Annotated in this window: 15 protein-coding genes; 13 read left to right on the forward strand and 2 right to left on the reverse strand. The window is 61.5% G+C overall.

The features are described 5' to 3' along the window. Positions 1-271 precede the first annotated feature (271 nt). Positions 272-760, reverse strand: a complete 489-nt coding sequence (bkdR, locus tag QK296_RS25875; protein ID WP_003174877.1) for a Bkd operon transcriptional regulator BkdR — start codon at positions 758-760, stop codon at positions 272-274. Between the two features lie 195 nt (positions 761-955). On the opposite strand from bkdR, the gene QK296_RS25880 reads away from it, so the two are divergent. The 6 genes from QK296_RS25880 to QK296_RS25905 all read left to right on the forward strand — a co-directional run bounded on the left by QK296_RS25880 (position 956) and on the right by QK296_RS25905 (position 7799). After that, on the forward strand, positions 956-2191 hold the full coding sequence (locus tag QK296_RS25880; protein WP_003192305.1) for a 3-methyl-2-oxobutanoate dehydrogenase (2-methylpropanoyl-transferring) subunit alpha: 1236 nt from the start codon (positions 956-958) through the stop codon (positions 2189-2191). A gap of 1 nt (position 2192) precedes the next feature. Next, positions 2193-3251, forward strand: a complete 1059-nt coding sequence (locus tag QK296_RS25885; protein WP_005789444.1) for an alpha-ketoacid dehydrogenase subunit beta — start codon at positions 2193-2195, stop codon at positions 3249-3251. After that, on the forward strand, positions 3252-4517 hold the full coding sequence (locus QK296_RS25890) for a dihydrolipoamide acetyltransferase family protein (protein ID WP_282391791.1): 1266 nt from the start codon (positions 3252-3254) through the stop codon (positions 4515-4517). Positions 4518-4521: 4 nt separating this feature from the next. Continuing rightward, positions 4522-5901 carry a dihydrolipoyl dehydrogenase gene (gene lpdA / locus QK296_RS25895; RefSeq protein WP_057711227.1) on the forward strand — a complete coding sequence of 460 codons (1380 nt, stop codon included), beginning with the start codon at positions 4522-4524 and terminating at the stop codon, positions 5899-5901. Between the two features lie 204 nt (positions 5902-6105). Then, entirely contained in the window at positions 6106-7125 is a 1020-nt protein-coding gene (locus tag QK296_RS25900) for a branched-chain amino acid aminotransferase (protein WP_003192309.1), read from the forward strand. 392 nt (positions 7126-7517) lie between these two features. Beyond that, positions 7518-7799: a hypothetical protein gene (locus QK296_RS25905; RefSeq protein ID WP_032900759.1), complete on the forward strand. Its 282-nt coding sequence runs from the start codon at positions 7518-7520 to the stop codon at positions 7797-7799. Between the two features lie 43 nt (positions 7800-7842). Here QK296_RS25905 and QK296_RS25910 read toward each other — a convergent pair whose 3' ends face one another. Continuing rightward, positions 7843-8739: a GNAT family acetyltransferase gene (locus QK296_RS25910; RefSeq protein ID WP_080765526.1), complete on the reverse strand. Its 897-nt coding sequence runs from the start codon at positions 8737-8739 to the stop codon at positions 7843-7845. 283 nt (positions 8740-9022) lie between these two features. Between QK296_RS25910 and QK296_RS25915 the strand changes: the two genes are divergently transcribed. The 7 genes from QK296_RS25915 (at position 9023) to QK296_RS25945 (ending at position 14899) form a co-directional block, all read left to right on the forward strand. Continuing rightward, on the forward strand, positions 9023-9949 hold the full coding sequence (locus QK296_RS25915) for an arginine deiminase-related protein (protein ID WP_003192311.1): 927 nt from the start codon (positions 9023-9025) through the stop codon (positions 9947-9949). 11 nt (positions 9950-9960) lie between these two features. Further along, positions 9961-11007: an ornithine cyclodeaminase gene (locus tag QK296_RS25920; RefSeq protein ID WP_282391796.1), complete on the forward strand. Its 1047-nt coding sequence runs from the start codon at positions 9961-9963 to the stop codon at positions 11005-11007. A 227-nt stretch (positions 11008-11234) separates the two neighbouring features. Further along, the gene (locus QK296_RS25925; RefSeq protein WP_003192314.1) at positions 11235-12014 is read left to right on the forward strand and encodes an ABC transporter substrate-binding protein; all 780 of its coding nucleotides are present in this window, start codon (positions 11235-11237) and stop codon (positions 12012-12014) included. A 137-nt stretch (positions 12015-12151) separates the two neighbouring features. Further along, on the forward strand, positions 12152-12853 hold the full coding sequence (locus tag QK296_RS25930) for an ABC transporter permease (protein ID WP_003192315.1): 702 nt from the start codon (positions 12152-12154) through the stop codon (positions 12851-12853). After that, positions 12850-13563 (forward strand): ABC transporter permease, encoded by a 714-nt coding sequence (locus QK296_RS25935; protein WP_003192316.1) that lies wholly within the window; start codon positions 12850-12852, stop codon positions 13561-13563. The genes QK296_RS25930 and QK296_RS25935 overlap by 4 nt, the downstream gene beginning before the upstream one ends. A gap of 3 nt (positions 13564-13566) precedes the next feature. Beyond that, on the forward strand, positions 13567-14397 hold the full coding sequence (locus QK296_RS25940) for an ATP-binding cassette domain-containing protein (RefSeq protein WP_003192318.1): 831 nt from the start codon (positions 13567-13569) through the stop codon (positions 14395-14397). A 4-nt stretch (positions 14398-14401) separates the two neighbouring features. Next, a complete protein-coding gene (locus QK296_RS25945; RefSeq protein WP_003192319.1) occupies positions 14402-14899 on the forward strand; it encodes an Lrp/AsnC family transcriptional regulator in 498 nt (165 codons plus the stop codon). The last annotated feature ends 58 nt before the right edge of the window (positions 14900-14957 follow it).

Below are 14957 nucleotides of genomic sequence, written 5' to 3' on the forward strand. Positions count from 1 at the left end.
CTTTTCCAAAAGTGACCCGCTGTCAGAGCGGAACCCTAAGTGGCCGTTACCGCAGCAATGGCTATGTACACAATCCAACTGTGTTGACTGTCAGACCGCCTTCGCGAGCAAGCCCGCTCCCACAGTTGGATTGCGGGGTGTCAGGTAGAGAAGTGTCGGCTGGCAGGCCGCCATCGCAGGCAAGCCAGCTCCCACAGTTGGATCGTGGAGTGTCAGGTAGATTGACGTCAGCTGGCACGCAGGCAAGCCCCACATTTTGCCCCGTATTGAATCAGGAACCCAGGCTGATGCCGTTGGCTGGCAATGGCAATGCGGTTTTGTAGCGCACCTGCTTCAAGGCAAAGCTGGAGCGAATGTTCGCCACCCCCGGCACCTTAGTCAAAAAATCCATCATGAAACGCTCCAGCGACTGAATCGTGGGCACCAACACGCGGATCAAATAGTCCGGGTCACCCGCCATCAGGTAACACTCCATCACCTCCGGTCGGTCCGAGATCGCCCCTTCAAATTGCTGCAGCGCCAGCTCGTTCTGTTTCTCCAGGCTCACATGGATGAACACATTCACGTGCAGCCCCAGCAAATCAGCGTCCAGCAGCGTGACCTGCTCCCGAATCAACCCCAGCTCTTCCATCGCCTTGACCCGGTTGAAACACGGCGTCGGCGACAAGTTGACCGAGCGGGCCAGGTCGGCATTGGTGATCCGCGCATTCTCCTGCAGGGCGTTGAGAATGCCGATATCGGTACGGTCCAGTTTGCGCATGAGACAAAATCACCTGTTTATTATGTTTATGCAGTTTTTTTATCCGCAAATAGCCGGCGACGCAATGAAACAGAGATAAATATTCTTCTACGCCACGCCTATGATTGTTGTAGGACAAGATTTCTTCTACCCGAAGACTGACTGTCAGCTAGCGCGCCCACTACAAGAAATTCACAAGATAGAGCGTAGAAAGCCATGACCCAGCCGTATGCACCGCTGCGCCTGCACGTTCCCGAACCCTCGGGCCGCCCAGGTTGCAAGACCGACTTCACCTACCTGCGTTTGACCGACGCCGGCCTGGTACGCAAACCCGCCATCGACGTAGAACCGGCCGACACCGCCGACCTGGCCAAGGGCCTGATCCGCGTGCTCGACGACCAGGGCCAGGCCCTTGGCCCGTGGGCCGAGGGTGTCTCCACCGAGATCATGCGCCGCGGCATGCGTGCGATGCTCAAGACGCGTATCTTCGACAACCGCATGGTGGTCGCCCAGCGTCAGAAAAAAATGTCGTTCTACATGCAAAGCCTTGGCGAAGAAGCCATCGGCAGCGCCCAGGCCCTGGCCTTGAATATCGACGACATGTGCTTCCCCACCTACCGCCAGCAAAGCATCCTGATGGCCCGCGACGTGCCGCTGGTAGACCTGATCTGCCAACTGCTGTCCAACGAGCGCGACCCGCTCAAGGGCCGCCAGTTGCCGATCATGTATTCGGTCAAGGAGGCGGGTTTCTTCACCATTTCCGGCAACCTCGCCACCCAATTCGTCCAGGGCGTGGGCTGGGGCATGGCCTCGGCGATCAAGGGCGATACCAAGATCGCCTCGGCCTGGATCGGCGACGGCGCCACCGCGGAATCGGACTTTCACACCGCCCTCACCTTCGCCCACGTGTACCGCGCGCCGGTGATCCTCAACGTGGTCAACAACCAGTGGGCCATCTCCACCTTCCAGGCCATCGCTGGCGGTGAAGCCACCACCTTCGCCGGACGCGGCGTCGGTTGCGGCATCGCCTCCCTGCGCGTGGACGGCAACGACTTTATCGCCGTGTACGCTGCCTCGGCCTGGGCTGCCGAGCGTGCGCGCCGCAACCTGGGGCCCACCCTGATCGAGTGGGTCACCTACCGCGCCGGCCCGCACTCCACCTCCGATGACCCATCCAAGTACCGTCCCGCCGACGACTGGAGCCACTTCCCCCTGGGCGACCCGATTGCCCGCCTCAAGCAGCACCTGATCAAGATTGGCCAGTGGTCCGAAGAGGAACACGCGGCGGTCAGTGCCGAGCTTGAAGCCGAAGTGGTCAAGGCGCAGAAGGAAGCCGAACAGTACGGCACCCTGGCCGGTGGCCAGATTCCAAGCGCCGCGACCATGTTCGAGGATGTCTATAAAGAGATGCCGGAGCACTTGAAGCGCCAGCGTCAAGAGCTGGGGGTGTGACATGAACGACCACAACAACAGTATTGAACTGGAAACCGCCATGACCACCACCACCATGACCATGATCCAGGCCCTGCGCTCGGCCATGGATGTGATGCTTGAACGTGACGATAACGTGGTCGTGTTCGGCCAGGACGTCGGCTACTTCGGCGGCGTGTTCCGTTGCACCGAAGGCTTGCAGACCAAGTACGGCAGCTCGCGGGTGTTTGACGCGCCCATCTCGGAAAGCGGCATCGTCGGTGTGGCCGTGGGCATGGGCGCCTATGGCTTGCGCCCGGTCGCCGAAATCCAGTTCGCCGACTACGTCTACCCCGCCACCGACCAGATCATTTCCGAGGCGGCGCGCCTGCGTTATCGCTCGGCCGGCCAGTTCACTGCGCCCTTGACCATGCGCATGCCCTGCGGTGGCGGCATCTACGGCGGCCAGACCCACAGCCAGAGTATCGAAGCGGTGTTCACCCAGGTTTGCGGCCTGCGCACAGTGATGCCGTCCAACCCCTATGACGCCAAGGGCCTGCTGATCGCCTCCATCGAGAACGATGACCCGGTGATCTTCCTCGAACCCAAGCGCCTGTATAACGGCCCGTTCGACGGCCACCACGACCGCCCGGTAACGCCGTGGTCCAAACACCCCCAAGCCCAGGTGCCGGACGGTTACTACACCGTGCCGCTGGACGTGGCCGCCATCGTGCGTCCGGGTTCGGCCGTGACCGTGCTGACCTACGGCACCACCGTATATGTGTCGCAAGTTGCCGCCGAAGAAACCGGCATCGACGCCGAGGTTATCGACCTGCGCAGCCTGTGGCCGCTGGACCTGGAGACCATCGTCAAGTCGGTGAAAAAGACCGGCCGTTGCGTAGTGGTGCATGAGGCCACGCGCACCTGCGGCTTTGGTGCCGAGTTGGTCTCGCTGGTGCAAGAGCATTGCTTCCACCACCTGGAAGCGCCGATCGAACGCGTCACCGGTTGGGACACCCCCTACCCGCACGCGCAGGAGTGGGCGTATTTCCCAGGGCCGTCCCGAGTGGGCGCGGCGTTGAAACGGGTCATGGAGGTCTGAATGGGCACGCACGTTATCAAGATGCCGGACATTGGCGAAGGCATCGCGGAAGTTGAACTGTCGGTATGGCATGTAAAGGTCGGCGACCTGGTGGTTGAAGACCAGGTGCTGGCGGATGTGATGACCGACAAGGCGATGGTGGATATTCCCTCGCCGGTCCATGGCAAGGTGATTTCTCTGGGCGGCGAGCCGGGTGAGGTCATGGCAGTGGGCAGTATTTTGATCAGCATTGAAGTGGAAGGCGCAGGCAATACCAAGGATGTGCCGGTGGCTGCCGAACCTGCGAAGGCCGCGCCTCCCGTGGCCGAAGCCAAACCGGTACAGGCGCCGGTAGAAAGCAAACCGGCTGCGGTGGTGAAAGCGCCGCAAGCTCCCGTGGCCCGTGAAGCCAGCGAACGCCCATTGGCCTCGCCCGCGGTGCGCAAACATGCACTGGATGCCGGGATTCAACTGCGCCTGGTGCAGGGCACCGGCCCGGCGGGCCGGATTCTGCATGAAGACCTGGAGGCTTACCTGCACCAGGGCCCGGCAACGGGCGCCAGCGCCGCCAACCCGTATGCCGAGCGCACTGACGAACACCAGATCCCGGTGATCGGCATGCGTCGCAAGATCGCCCAGCGCATGCAGGACGCCACCCGCCGCGCCGCGCATTTCAGCTACGTGGAAGAGATCGACGTCACCGCCCTGGACGAGTTGCGCGTGCACCTCAACGAGAAGCACGGTGCGACACGCGGCAAGCTGACCCTGCTGCCGTTTATCGTACGGGCCATGGTTGTCGCCTTGCGCGACTTCCCGCAGATCAACGCCCGTTACGACGACGAAGCCCAGGTCATCACGCGCCTTGGCGCCGTGCACGTGGGCGTCGCCACCCAGAGCGACGTGGGCCTGATGGTGCCGGTGGTGCGCCACGCCGAAGCTCGCAGCCTGTGGGGCACTGCCGAAGAAATCGCGCGTTTGGCCAACGCCGCACGTACAGGCAAGGCCAGCCGTGAAGAGCTGTCCGGTTCGACCATTACCCTGACCAGCCTCGGCGCCCTGGGCGGCATTGTCAGCACGCCAGTGCTGAACCTCCCGGAAGTGGCCATCGTCGGCGTCAACCGCATCGTTGAGCGGCCGATGGTGATCAAGGGCCAGATCGTGGTGCGCAAAATGATGAACCTCTCCAGTTCCTTCGATCACCGTGTGGTCGATGGCATGGACGCGGCGCAATTCATCCAGGCCATTCGCGGCCTGCTCGAACAACCCGCCAGCCTGTTCCTGGAGTAAGGGCATGACTCAGACATTGCATACCACGCTGCTGATTATCGGCGGCGGCCCTGGCGGTTATGTGGCGGCGATTCGCGCCGGCCAACTGGGCATCCCGACCATCCTGGTGGAAGGCCAGGCACTGGGCGGCACCTGCCTGAACATCGGCTGCATTCCCTCCAAGGCCCTGATTCATGTGGCCGAACAGTTCCAGCAAACCGTGCACCATAGCCAGGGCTCGCAACTGGGCATTGAAGTGGATGTACCGACCCTGGACATCCGCAAGAGCGTGGAATGGAAAGACGGCATCGTTGACCGCCTGACCACGGGCGTCGCCGCGCTGTTGAAGAAGCACAAGGTGCAGGTGATCCACGGCTGGGCCAAGGTCATCGACGGCAAGACTGTCGAGGTGGGCGAGCAGCGCATCCAGTGCGAACACCTGCTGCTGGCAACCGGTTCGAAGAGCGTCAACCTGCCGATGCTGCCGATTGGCGGGCCGATCATCTCCTCCACCGAAGCCCTGGCACCGACACACGTGCCCAAGCGCCTGATCGTGGTGGGCGGTGGTTATATCGGCCTGGAACTGGGAATTGCCTACCGCAAGCTGGGTGCCGACGTCAGTGTGGTCGAGGCCCAGGCCCACATCCTGCCGGCCTACGACGCCGAGCTTACCCTGCCGGTGGCTGAATCCCTGAAGAAACTTGGCGTGAAGCTGTACCTGGAACACAGCGTCACCGGTTTTACCGACGGCAAACTGCAAGTGCGTGCGCCCAGCGGCGACACCTTGGCACTGGACACCGACCAGGTGCTGGTAGCCGTAGGGCGCAAACCCAACACCCAGGGTTGGAACCTCGAAGCACTGAACCTGGACATGAACGGCGCGGCGATCAAGATCGACAGCCGCTGCCAGACCAGCATGCGCAACGTGTATGCCATTGGCGACCTCAGTGGCGAGCCGATGCTGGCGCACCGGGCCATGGCCCAGGGCGAAATGGTTGCCGAACTGATCAGCGGCAAAGCCCGCGAATTCAACCCGGCGGCGATACCCGCGGTGTGTTTTACCGACCCGGAACTGGTGGTGGTCGGCCAGACCCCGGACGAGGCCAAGGCGGCCGGCCTGGACTGCATCGTGTCGAGCTTCCCGTTCGCCGCCAATGGCCGGGCCATGACGCTGGAGTCCAAAGCCGGCTTCGTGCGGGTGGTGGCACGGCGCGACAATCACTTGATTGTTGGCTGGCAAGCGGTGGGGGCTGGGGTGTCCGAGCTGTCGACCGCGTTCGGCCTGAGCCTGGAAATGGGCGCGCGCCTGGAAGACGTAGCGGGCACCATCCATGCCCACCCGACCCTGGGTGAAGCGGTGCAGGAAGCGGCGTTGCGGGCGTTGGGGCACGCGTTGCACCTGTAAAACCGCGGCGTGGCCATCGCAGGCAAGCCAGCTCCCACACTTGAAATGCATTCCAATGTGGGAGCCGGGCTTGCCCGCCATAGCGGTGGATCAGCCAATGCAGAGGTTGAATGGTCCGCCGCCCTGCTCCCACACCGGCCAAGAATGCAGTATTGTTGCGCCCATCCAGAAAAAAATCCGACTTGACCAGAGATAGAGGGTGTCATGGGTAACGAGAGCATCAATTGGGACAAGCTGGGTTTTGACTACATCAAGACCGACAAGCGGTTTCTCCAGGTCTGGAAAAACGGCGAATGGCAAGCAGGCACCCTGACCGACGACAATGTGCTGCACATCAGCGAGGGCTCCACTGCCCTGCATTATGGCCAGCAATGCTTCGAGGGCCTGAAGGCCTACCGTTGCAAGGACGGTTCGATCAACCTGTTCCGCCCGGACCAGAACGCTGCCCGCATGCAGCGCAGCTGTGGCCGCCTGCTGATGCCACAAGTGCCGACCGACGCGTTCATCGACGCGTGCAAGCAAGTGGTCAAGGCCAACGAGCGCTTCATCCCGCCGTACGGCAGCGGCGGCGCGCTGTACCTGCGCCCGTTCGTGATCGGCACCGGTGACAACATCGGCGTGCGTACCGCGCCGGAGTTCATCTTCTCGGTGTTCTGCATCCCGGTCGGTGCCTACTTCAAGGGCGGCCTGGTGCCGCACAACTTCCAGATTTCCGGCTACGACCGCGCCGCGCCGCAAGGCACCGGTGCCGCCAAGGTCGGTGGCAACTACGCCGCCAGCCTGATGCCGGGTTCGGAAGCGAAGAAATCCGGCTTCGCCGACGCGATCTACCTGGACCCGATGACCCATTCGAAAATCGAAGAAGTCGGCTCGGCCAACTTCTTCGGGATCACCCACGACAACCAGTTCATCACGCCGAAGTCGCCTTCGGTATTGCCAGGCATCACCCGCCTGTCGCTGATCGAACTGGCCCAGACCCGCCTGGGCCTGGAAGTGGTCGAGGGCGAAGTGTTCATCGACAAGCTGGACCAATTCAAGGAAGCCGGCGCCTGCGGTACCGCTGCCGTGATCTCGCCTATCGGCGGCATCCAGTACAACGGCAAGCTGCACGTATTCCATAGCGAAACCGAAGTGGGCCCGATCACCCAAAAGCTCTACAAAGAGCTGACCGGTGTGCAGACCGGTGATGTGGAAGCGCCAGCGGGTTGGATCGTCAAGGTCTAACAGCCACAAACTCCAGCGACACCACACAAACTTGTGGGAGCTGGCTTGCCTGCGATAGCAAACTGTCAGCCAGCATATTGGCTACAGACCCACCGCTATCGCAGGCAAGCCAGCTCCCACACTGGTTTCTGCGCCTTCAAGAACGTGGCGCAATATTCTCTGCAATCTTCTTGCCCATACTGATCTTCAGCCCCACCCCATTTCCCAGCGCCTCACAAAACCCTAAGTTGTCCAGCGGGACGCGGAGCGTCCCAGGCGGAACCCCCACACAGAGCGCGGGAACGATCAACTGTAAATGCATCCACCCTGTCAAGTTTGACAGTAGAGATGCGCAGGGATCGGGATTATAAATGCAGAGGCTGGATTCTCACCAAACCTCAAGGAGACACCTCATGGGCAGCTTTATTATTCACCTCACGACAGATGACTTCGAAGGTGACGCAAGCAAAGAAATATTGATGGAAGTACTGAATGCCCCCAACGATCCCGACCCTCTTCTGGTGTATGCCAGTTCCAGCGAGAAAAATGGTTTTTATGACCGTTCCTCAAGCCCGGGGGATGCCGACGGTGACGGCGATGTCGAAGGGGATATTGACGACAAGATCCTGTTTCTGAACTTGGCGAATGCTTTTGCGGCAATGAAAGGCTATACCGCGAAGCAGAAAAAAAAATAAGCGTAAGCCTCAAAGGTTAGACGGGTGATCAGAGTGCTGTCGGTCATCTACTTTGTCCTGGAATACACTCAACGATCCTCTTACCCATACTGATCCTCGGCTCCACCCCATACCCCAGCGCCTCATAAAACCCCACCACCGCGTCATTGCCGCCGGTGATCTGCAGGTTGATCTTCATGCAACCCAGCGCCGTCAACGCCTGTTCGGCATAGCGCACCAGCGACGATCCCAGGCCATGGCGCCGATAGTCGGTATGCACCGCCACCGAATACAACCAGCCACGATGGCCGTCATAGCCGGCGAGGATGGTACCGATCACAGCGTTGTTGTCGGTGGCAACAAAGAACAACCCGTCATTGACCGTCAGTTTCTTATCAATCGCCAGGCTCGGCAGGTTATGGGCCGTGTCATAGCCAAACGCCTGCTGCCATAACTCAATCACCTGGGCACGGTGCTGACGGTCGCGATACGGCCCGATGGGGTGGCGGGACAACAGCGCCTTTTCCATCACCAACGTGCGCTCGTTGCCGTGGTACACGTCACGCACGTTGTGAAAACCCAGCTTGGCGTAGAAGGCTTGCGCCGTCAGCGAGGACGGCACGCTCAAGACCGTCACGCCGGCTTCACGGGCGCGCAGTTCGATTTCGATCATCAATAGCCGGCCGATGCCCTGCCCTTGCAGTGCCGGGTTGACGAACACCGAGCGCACCACATTGCCATCCAGTGCCGCCGTAGCGACGATCAGTTGATCCTCCGTTGCCACTAGCACCACCCGCCGCTGGAGCAACGCCAGCACCGCGTCGGGGGTGAAGTTGCTGGCAACCCGCGCAATCACATCCGCGGGGTAATCACGCGCGTTGCTGCTGTGCAGCGCAGCCAGGATGACTTCACTGATGCCCTCGGCATCTGAGGGTTGGGCAAGGCGAACAGCGGTAGACATGGTTCCTCCTGGCTGACACAGCGATAACAAACACCACAATACCAATGTGGGAGCTGGCTTGCCTGCGATAGCGGTGTATCAGTCAGATTAATGGGGCTGACACACCGCTATCGCAGGCAAGCCAGCTCCCACAGTTTGATTGCATTTCAACTTGGCAGCCGATTCGGCTGCGCCACTCCCGTTTTCAGCTTTCTTGGCTGAGCCACCCCGCTGTTTCAGCCGGGATCCTTTCCCCACAACGCACAAAATAGCGGCACAAGATCCCCAACGGACCCGTGCCCCCATGCAAACCACCAACACCGTCCTGATGATCCGCCCGGCGCGCTTTGCCTTCAACCCGGATACCGCGATCAACAACCGTTTCCAACGCCCGCCGCTGGACCCGCTCAGTGCACAGCACAAAGCGCTGGAGGAGTTCGACGGTTATGTCGACACCCTGCGCCAGCACGGCGTGGAAGTGCTGGTGGTGCAGGACACGCTGGCGCCCCACACGCCCGACTCGATCTTCCCCAACAACTGGTGGAGCAGCCATGCCGACGGCAGCCTGGTGCTCTACCCCATGGAAGGCCAGAACCGCCGACTGGAGCGCAACAAGGGCGTGCTGCAAGTCCTGGAGCAACGCTTTTCGATCAACGCCACCATCGACCTCAGCCACCTGGAACAACAGAACATCTTCCTGGAAGGCACCGGCAGCATGGTGCTCGACCGCCAGCACCGCATCAGCTACGCCTGCCATTCGGGGCGCACCCACCATGCGGCGCTGCGCCAGTTTGCCGAACGCCTCGACTACCAACTTTGCGTGTTCCACGCCCTGGACCGTCACCAGGCCCCCATCTACCACAGCAACGTGATGATGAGCGTCGGCCGCGACCTCGCGGTGGTGTGCCTGCAGGCCCTACCCGACGACAGCGAGCGCCTGGCCCTGGAACGCTCCCTGCGTGACACCGGCAAGGACATCCTCAGCCTGGACTTCGACCAGCTGGAAGCCTTCGCCGGCAACATGCTGGAGGTCCACGACCGCGACGGCCAGCCGTTGCTGGTGATGTCCGCCAGCGCCTGGGGCGCCCTGCATCCGGCGCAGCGCCAGCATGTGGAGCGCCATACGCGGCCGGTGGTGGTGAACATCGACAACATCGAACGCATCGGCGGCGGCAGTGCCCGCTGCATGCTGGCCGAAGTGCATCTGCCGGCCCGTCCCTCATTTCAATAAGGAGTTTTGCCATGACCCGTTATATCGACGTCAACGACCTCAGCTACCTGGTTTCGCAAAAAGGCCTGCAAACCTGCATCACCGAAATGGCCGACTACATTCGCGCCGACTACCTGCGCTGGCAGGATTTCGAAAAATGCGCGCGCCTGGCCAACCATTCACCGGATGGCGTGATCGAGCTGATGCCGGTGTCCGACGCCTCGCTGTACGCCTTCAAGTACGTCAACGGCCATCCGAAAAACACCCTGGCCGGCATGCTCACCGTGATGGCGTTCGGTGCCTTGGGCGACGTCGACACCGGCAAGCCGGTGCTGCTGGCGGAAATGACCCTCACCACCGCCATCCGCACCGCCGCCACCTCGGCCCTGGTCGCCCGCTACCTGGCCCGCGCCAACAGCCGCAGCATGGCGCTGATCGGCAACGGCTGCCAAAGCGAATTCCAGGCCCTGGCCTTCCACGCCATGCTCGGCATTACTGAAATCCGCCTGTTCGACATCGACCCCCAGGCCACCGCCAAGCTCGCCGCCAACCTCAAAGCGTTCCCGGCGATCAAGGTGATCCTGGCCGCCAGCGTCGCCGAGGCGGTCAAAGGCGCGGACATTGTCACCACCGTGACTGCGGACAAGGCCTACGCCACCATCCTGACTGACGAGATGATCGAGCCAGGCATGCACCTCAATGCCGTGGGCGGTGACTGCCCGGGCAAGACCGAGCTGGACCGCCGCATCGTCGAGCGCGCCCAGGTGATCGTCGAGTACGAACCGCAAAGCCGCATCGAAGGCGAAATCCAGCATATGCCGGAAGATTCGCCGGTCACCGAGCTGTGGCAAGTGATCAACGGCCAACAGCCGGGCCGCGAGAATGACCGCCAAATCACCCTGTTCGACTCAGTGGGTTTTGCCATCGAAGACTACTCGGCCCTGCGCTACGTACTGGACGTGGCCAAAGCCCTGGAAGTGGGCAGTGAGCTGGAGCTGGTGCCGGACCTGGCCGACCCGAAAAACCTGTTCGCACGCCTGGCCCAGCAACCTTTGGTACAGCATAAAAAGCGCGCTTGAAACCGCTCTGGCCTGCCGCTTTGCGCCCAGGGCAGGCCAGATTCTGCTGGGTTAAAAGCCGATTTTGCCGGTGTCACAGCCGATTCCGCTGCATTGCATGTTTTAACAGCGCAATTTGCGCTTTGCGCAGGGGGTAAACGACACAAAAAACGCACCATCATGAAGCATTCTCTGCTCCCAGTTATTCACTGCCCCTGACATCAATTACAAAATATAGGGACCGACACATGACTCCTCTGCGATCACTCTTCGCTGCGTTGCTGTTGCCACTATGCGCCACCGCCGCCCACGCCCAGGACTGGAAAGAAATCCGGTTTGGCGTGTTCCCCGAATACCCGCCCTTCGAATCCGTCGCCGCCGATGGCAGCCTGCAAGGCTTCGATATCGAATTGGGCAACGCCATCTGCGCCAAGCTCGAAGTGAAATGCACCTGGGTGCACAACGAATTCGACGGCATGATCCCGGCCCTGCGTGCGCGCAAGTTCGACGCGATCATGTCTTCCATGGCCGTGACCCCGGCCCGCGAGAAAGTCATCGACTTCACTGACCGGCTGTTCCTCAGCCCCACCTCGGTGATCACCCGCAAAAACGCCACCTTCGGTGACACCCCCGAGTCGCTGAACGGCAAGCAGGTCGGCGTGCTGCAAGGCTCGTTGCAGGAAGCCTATGCCCGCGCGCACCTGGCCAAGCTCGGTGCACAGATCAAGGCGTACCAGTCCCAGGAACAGAACTATGCCGACCTGCAAAATGGCCGCCTCGACGCCACCCTGACGGACAAGCTCGAAGCCCAGCTCAACTTCCTGTCCAAACCCGAAGGCGCCGACTTCAAGACCGGCCCGGCCTTCAAGGACCCAACCCTGCCCCTGGACATCGCCATGGGCCTGCGCAAGAACGACCAGGCTCTGCGTGAGCTGATCAACAAGGGCATAGCCGCCGTCCAGGCCGATGGCACCTACGCCAAGATCCAGAAGAAATACTTTGGCGATCAGGACATCTACAACGAGTAACCGGCAACCCGTGCCCATGTGGGAGCGGGCTTGCCCGCGATAGCCGTGGTTCAGGCACCCATGCCGTGACCGCACCACCGCTATCGCAGGCAAGCCAGCTCCCACAATAAATACGTGCGCTCCTTCGAGATTTCCCCATGAACGACCTCCTCAACCTGCAAGGCTACGGCCCGATGCTGGCCCAGGGTGCCTGGATGACGCTCAAGCTGGCGTTCCTCGCCCTGGCTCTGAGCCTTACCCTGGGCCTGGTCGCCGCTGGCGCCAAACTCTCCAGCGCCAAATGGCTGCGTGTGCCGGCCACGCTCTACACCACGTTGATCCGCAGCGTGCCGGACCTGGTGCTGATCCTGCTGATCTTTTACAGCCTGCAACTGTGGCTCAACGACCTGACCGAAGCGTTCGGCTGGAACTACGTTGAAATCGACCCGTTTACCGCCGGGGTGGTCACCCTGGGGTTTATCTACGGGGCGTATTTCACCGAGAACTTCCGGGGCGCGATCCTCAGTGTGCCGGCCGGCCAACTGGAAGCCGCCACCGCCTACGGCCTGAGCCGCTGGCAGCGCTTTCACCTGGTGCTGTTCCCGCAACTGATGCGCTTTGCCCTGCCGGGCCTGGGCAATAACTGGCTGGTGCTGCTCAAGTCCACGGCGCTGGTGTCGATCATCGGCCTGTCAGACCTGGTCAAGGCCGCGCAGAACGCTGGCAAGTCCACGAGTGAGCCGCTGTACTTCCTGATCCTCGCGGGCCTGGTGTACCTGGTGATTACCACTCTCTCCAACCGCATCTTCAAGCGCCTGGAACGGCGCTATAACCTGGGCATCAAGGGGATGGCGCGATGATCGAACTGTTCCAGCAATACGGCCTGGCCTACCTGTTCAGCGATGGCAGCGGTGTGTCCGGTGTTGCCATGACCTTGTGGCTGTTCATTATCTCGGTGGTGCTCGGCTTCGGCCTGTCGATCCCCCTGGCGCTGGCACGCGTGTCAGAGCATTTCTGGCTGCGCTGGCCGGTGGAGGTCTACACCTACCTGTTCCGCGGCACGCCGCTGTATATCCAACTGCTGATTTGCTACACCGGGCTGTACAGCCTGGAGGTGGTGCAGGACAACGCCTTGCTCAACCAGTTTTTCCGTAATGCGCTGAACTGCACGCTGTTGGCGTTTGTGCTCAACACCTGCGCCTACACCGTGGAAATTTTCGCCGGGGCGATCCGCAACATTCCCCATGGCGAGATCGAAGCGGCACGCGCCTATGGCCTGCACGGCTGGCGGCTGAACCTGTTTGTGATCGTGCCCGCCGCCTTGCGTCGTGCCCTGCCGGCCTACAGCAATGAAATGATCCTGATGCTGCACGCCACGTCGCTGGCGTTCACCGCCACCGTCGCCGACATCCTCAAGGTCGCCCGCGATGCGAATGCCGAGACGTTCCTGACCTTCCAGGCTTTCGGCATCGCCGCCCTGCTCTACATGCTGCTGTCCTTTGCACTGGTGGGCCTGTTCAGGCTGGCCGAACGTCGCTGGATGCGCTTTCTTGTTCCTACCCGAGGCTAACCCATGAACCAGTCCGCGCAGGCCCTGGCCGCTTATCCAATGGATGTACCCGTCGGCAACACCGCCACGGCGGCCATCAAGCTGCAAGTCGAAGGTATCCATAAACGCTACGGCGAACACGAAGTGCTCAAGGGCGTGTCCCTCAACGCACGCCAGGGCGATGTGATCAGCTTGATCGGCGCCAGCGGTTCGGGCAAAAGCACGATGCTGCGGTGCATCAACTTTCTGGAACAGCCTGACGCCGGGGTGATCACCCTGGACGGTATCAGCATCGAAATGCAACCAGGCCGCGCCGGCACCCGTGCGCCGCACCAGGCGCAACTGCAAAACCTGCGTACGCGCCTGGCCATGGTGTTCCAGCATTTCAACCTGTGGAGCCACATGACCGTGCTGGAAAACATCACCATGGCCCCGCGCCGGGTGCTGAACGTGAGCGCCGCCGAAGCCGAGAAGCGTGCGCGGCTGTACCTGGACAAGGTCGGCCTGCCGAGCCGCGTGGCGGACCAATATCCGGCGTTCCTGTCCGGTGGCCAGCAGCAGCGCGTGGCCATTGCGCGCGCGCTGGCAATGGAACCGGAGATTATCCTGTTCGATGAACCCACCTCGGCCCTGGACCCGGAACTTGTAGGAGAAGTGCTCAAAGTCATACAGACGTTGGCCGAGGAAGGTCGTACCATGCTGATGGTCACCCACGAAATGGGCTTTGCCCGCCAGGTGTCCAGCCAAGTGCTGTTCCTGCATCAGGGCCGAGTCGAGGAACACGGCGGCGCCGAGATCCTCGACCATCCCACCAGCGAACGCTTGCAGCAATTTCTTTCCAACCGTTTGAAGTGAACTCATGGATACCAAGGCCAACGGACCCCATTCTTCCCCTACGCTGGATCGCATCGACGAAGCGATCATCGACGTACTCAGGCATCAGGGGCGTATCACCTACGAAAAGCTCTCGTCGCTGGTGCACCTCACCCCCAGGCCCTGCCTGGAACGGGTGCGCAAACTGGAGCGACGCGGGGTGATCCGTGGGTATGGGGCGATCATCGATGTGCAGATGGTCTCACCGGGGCTGTCGCTGCTGGTGCTGGTGGCCTTGTCCAACCAAAGCGGGCGCTCGGCGCAAAAGGCCTTCGAAGCCTGCGTCAAAGCCTGCCCGCAGGTGTTCGAATGCCAGTTGATCAGCGGGCCGTTCGACTACAGCCTGCGCATGCGCTGCCGCGACATGGAGCATTACCGGGTGCTGACCGAGACCTGGTTGAACAATGATGAGTTGCACATTGATAAGTTGGTGGCGCATCCGGAGTTGGCGGTGGTCAAGAACACCGCGACCGAACTGGCCTGAACGAGCTAGCTCGTTCCCACGCTCTGCGTGGGAATGCATCCAATGACGCTCCGCGTCA

This window comes from Pseudomonas sp. AL10, from assembly GCF_029960685.1.
In the GTDB taxonomy this organism is placed as follows: domain Bacteria; phylum Pseudomonadota; class Gammaproteobacteria; order Pseudomonadales; family Pseudomonadaceae; genus Aquipseudomonas; species Aquipseudomonas lactis.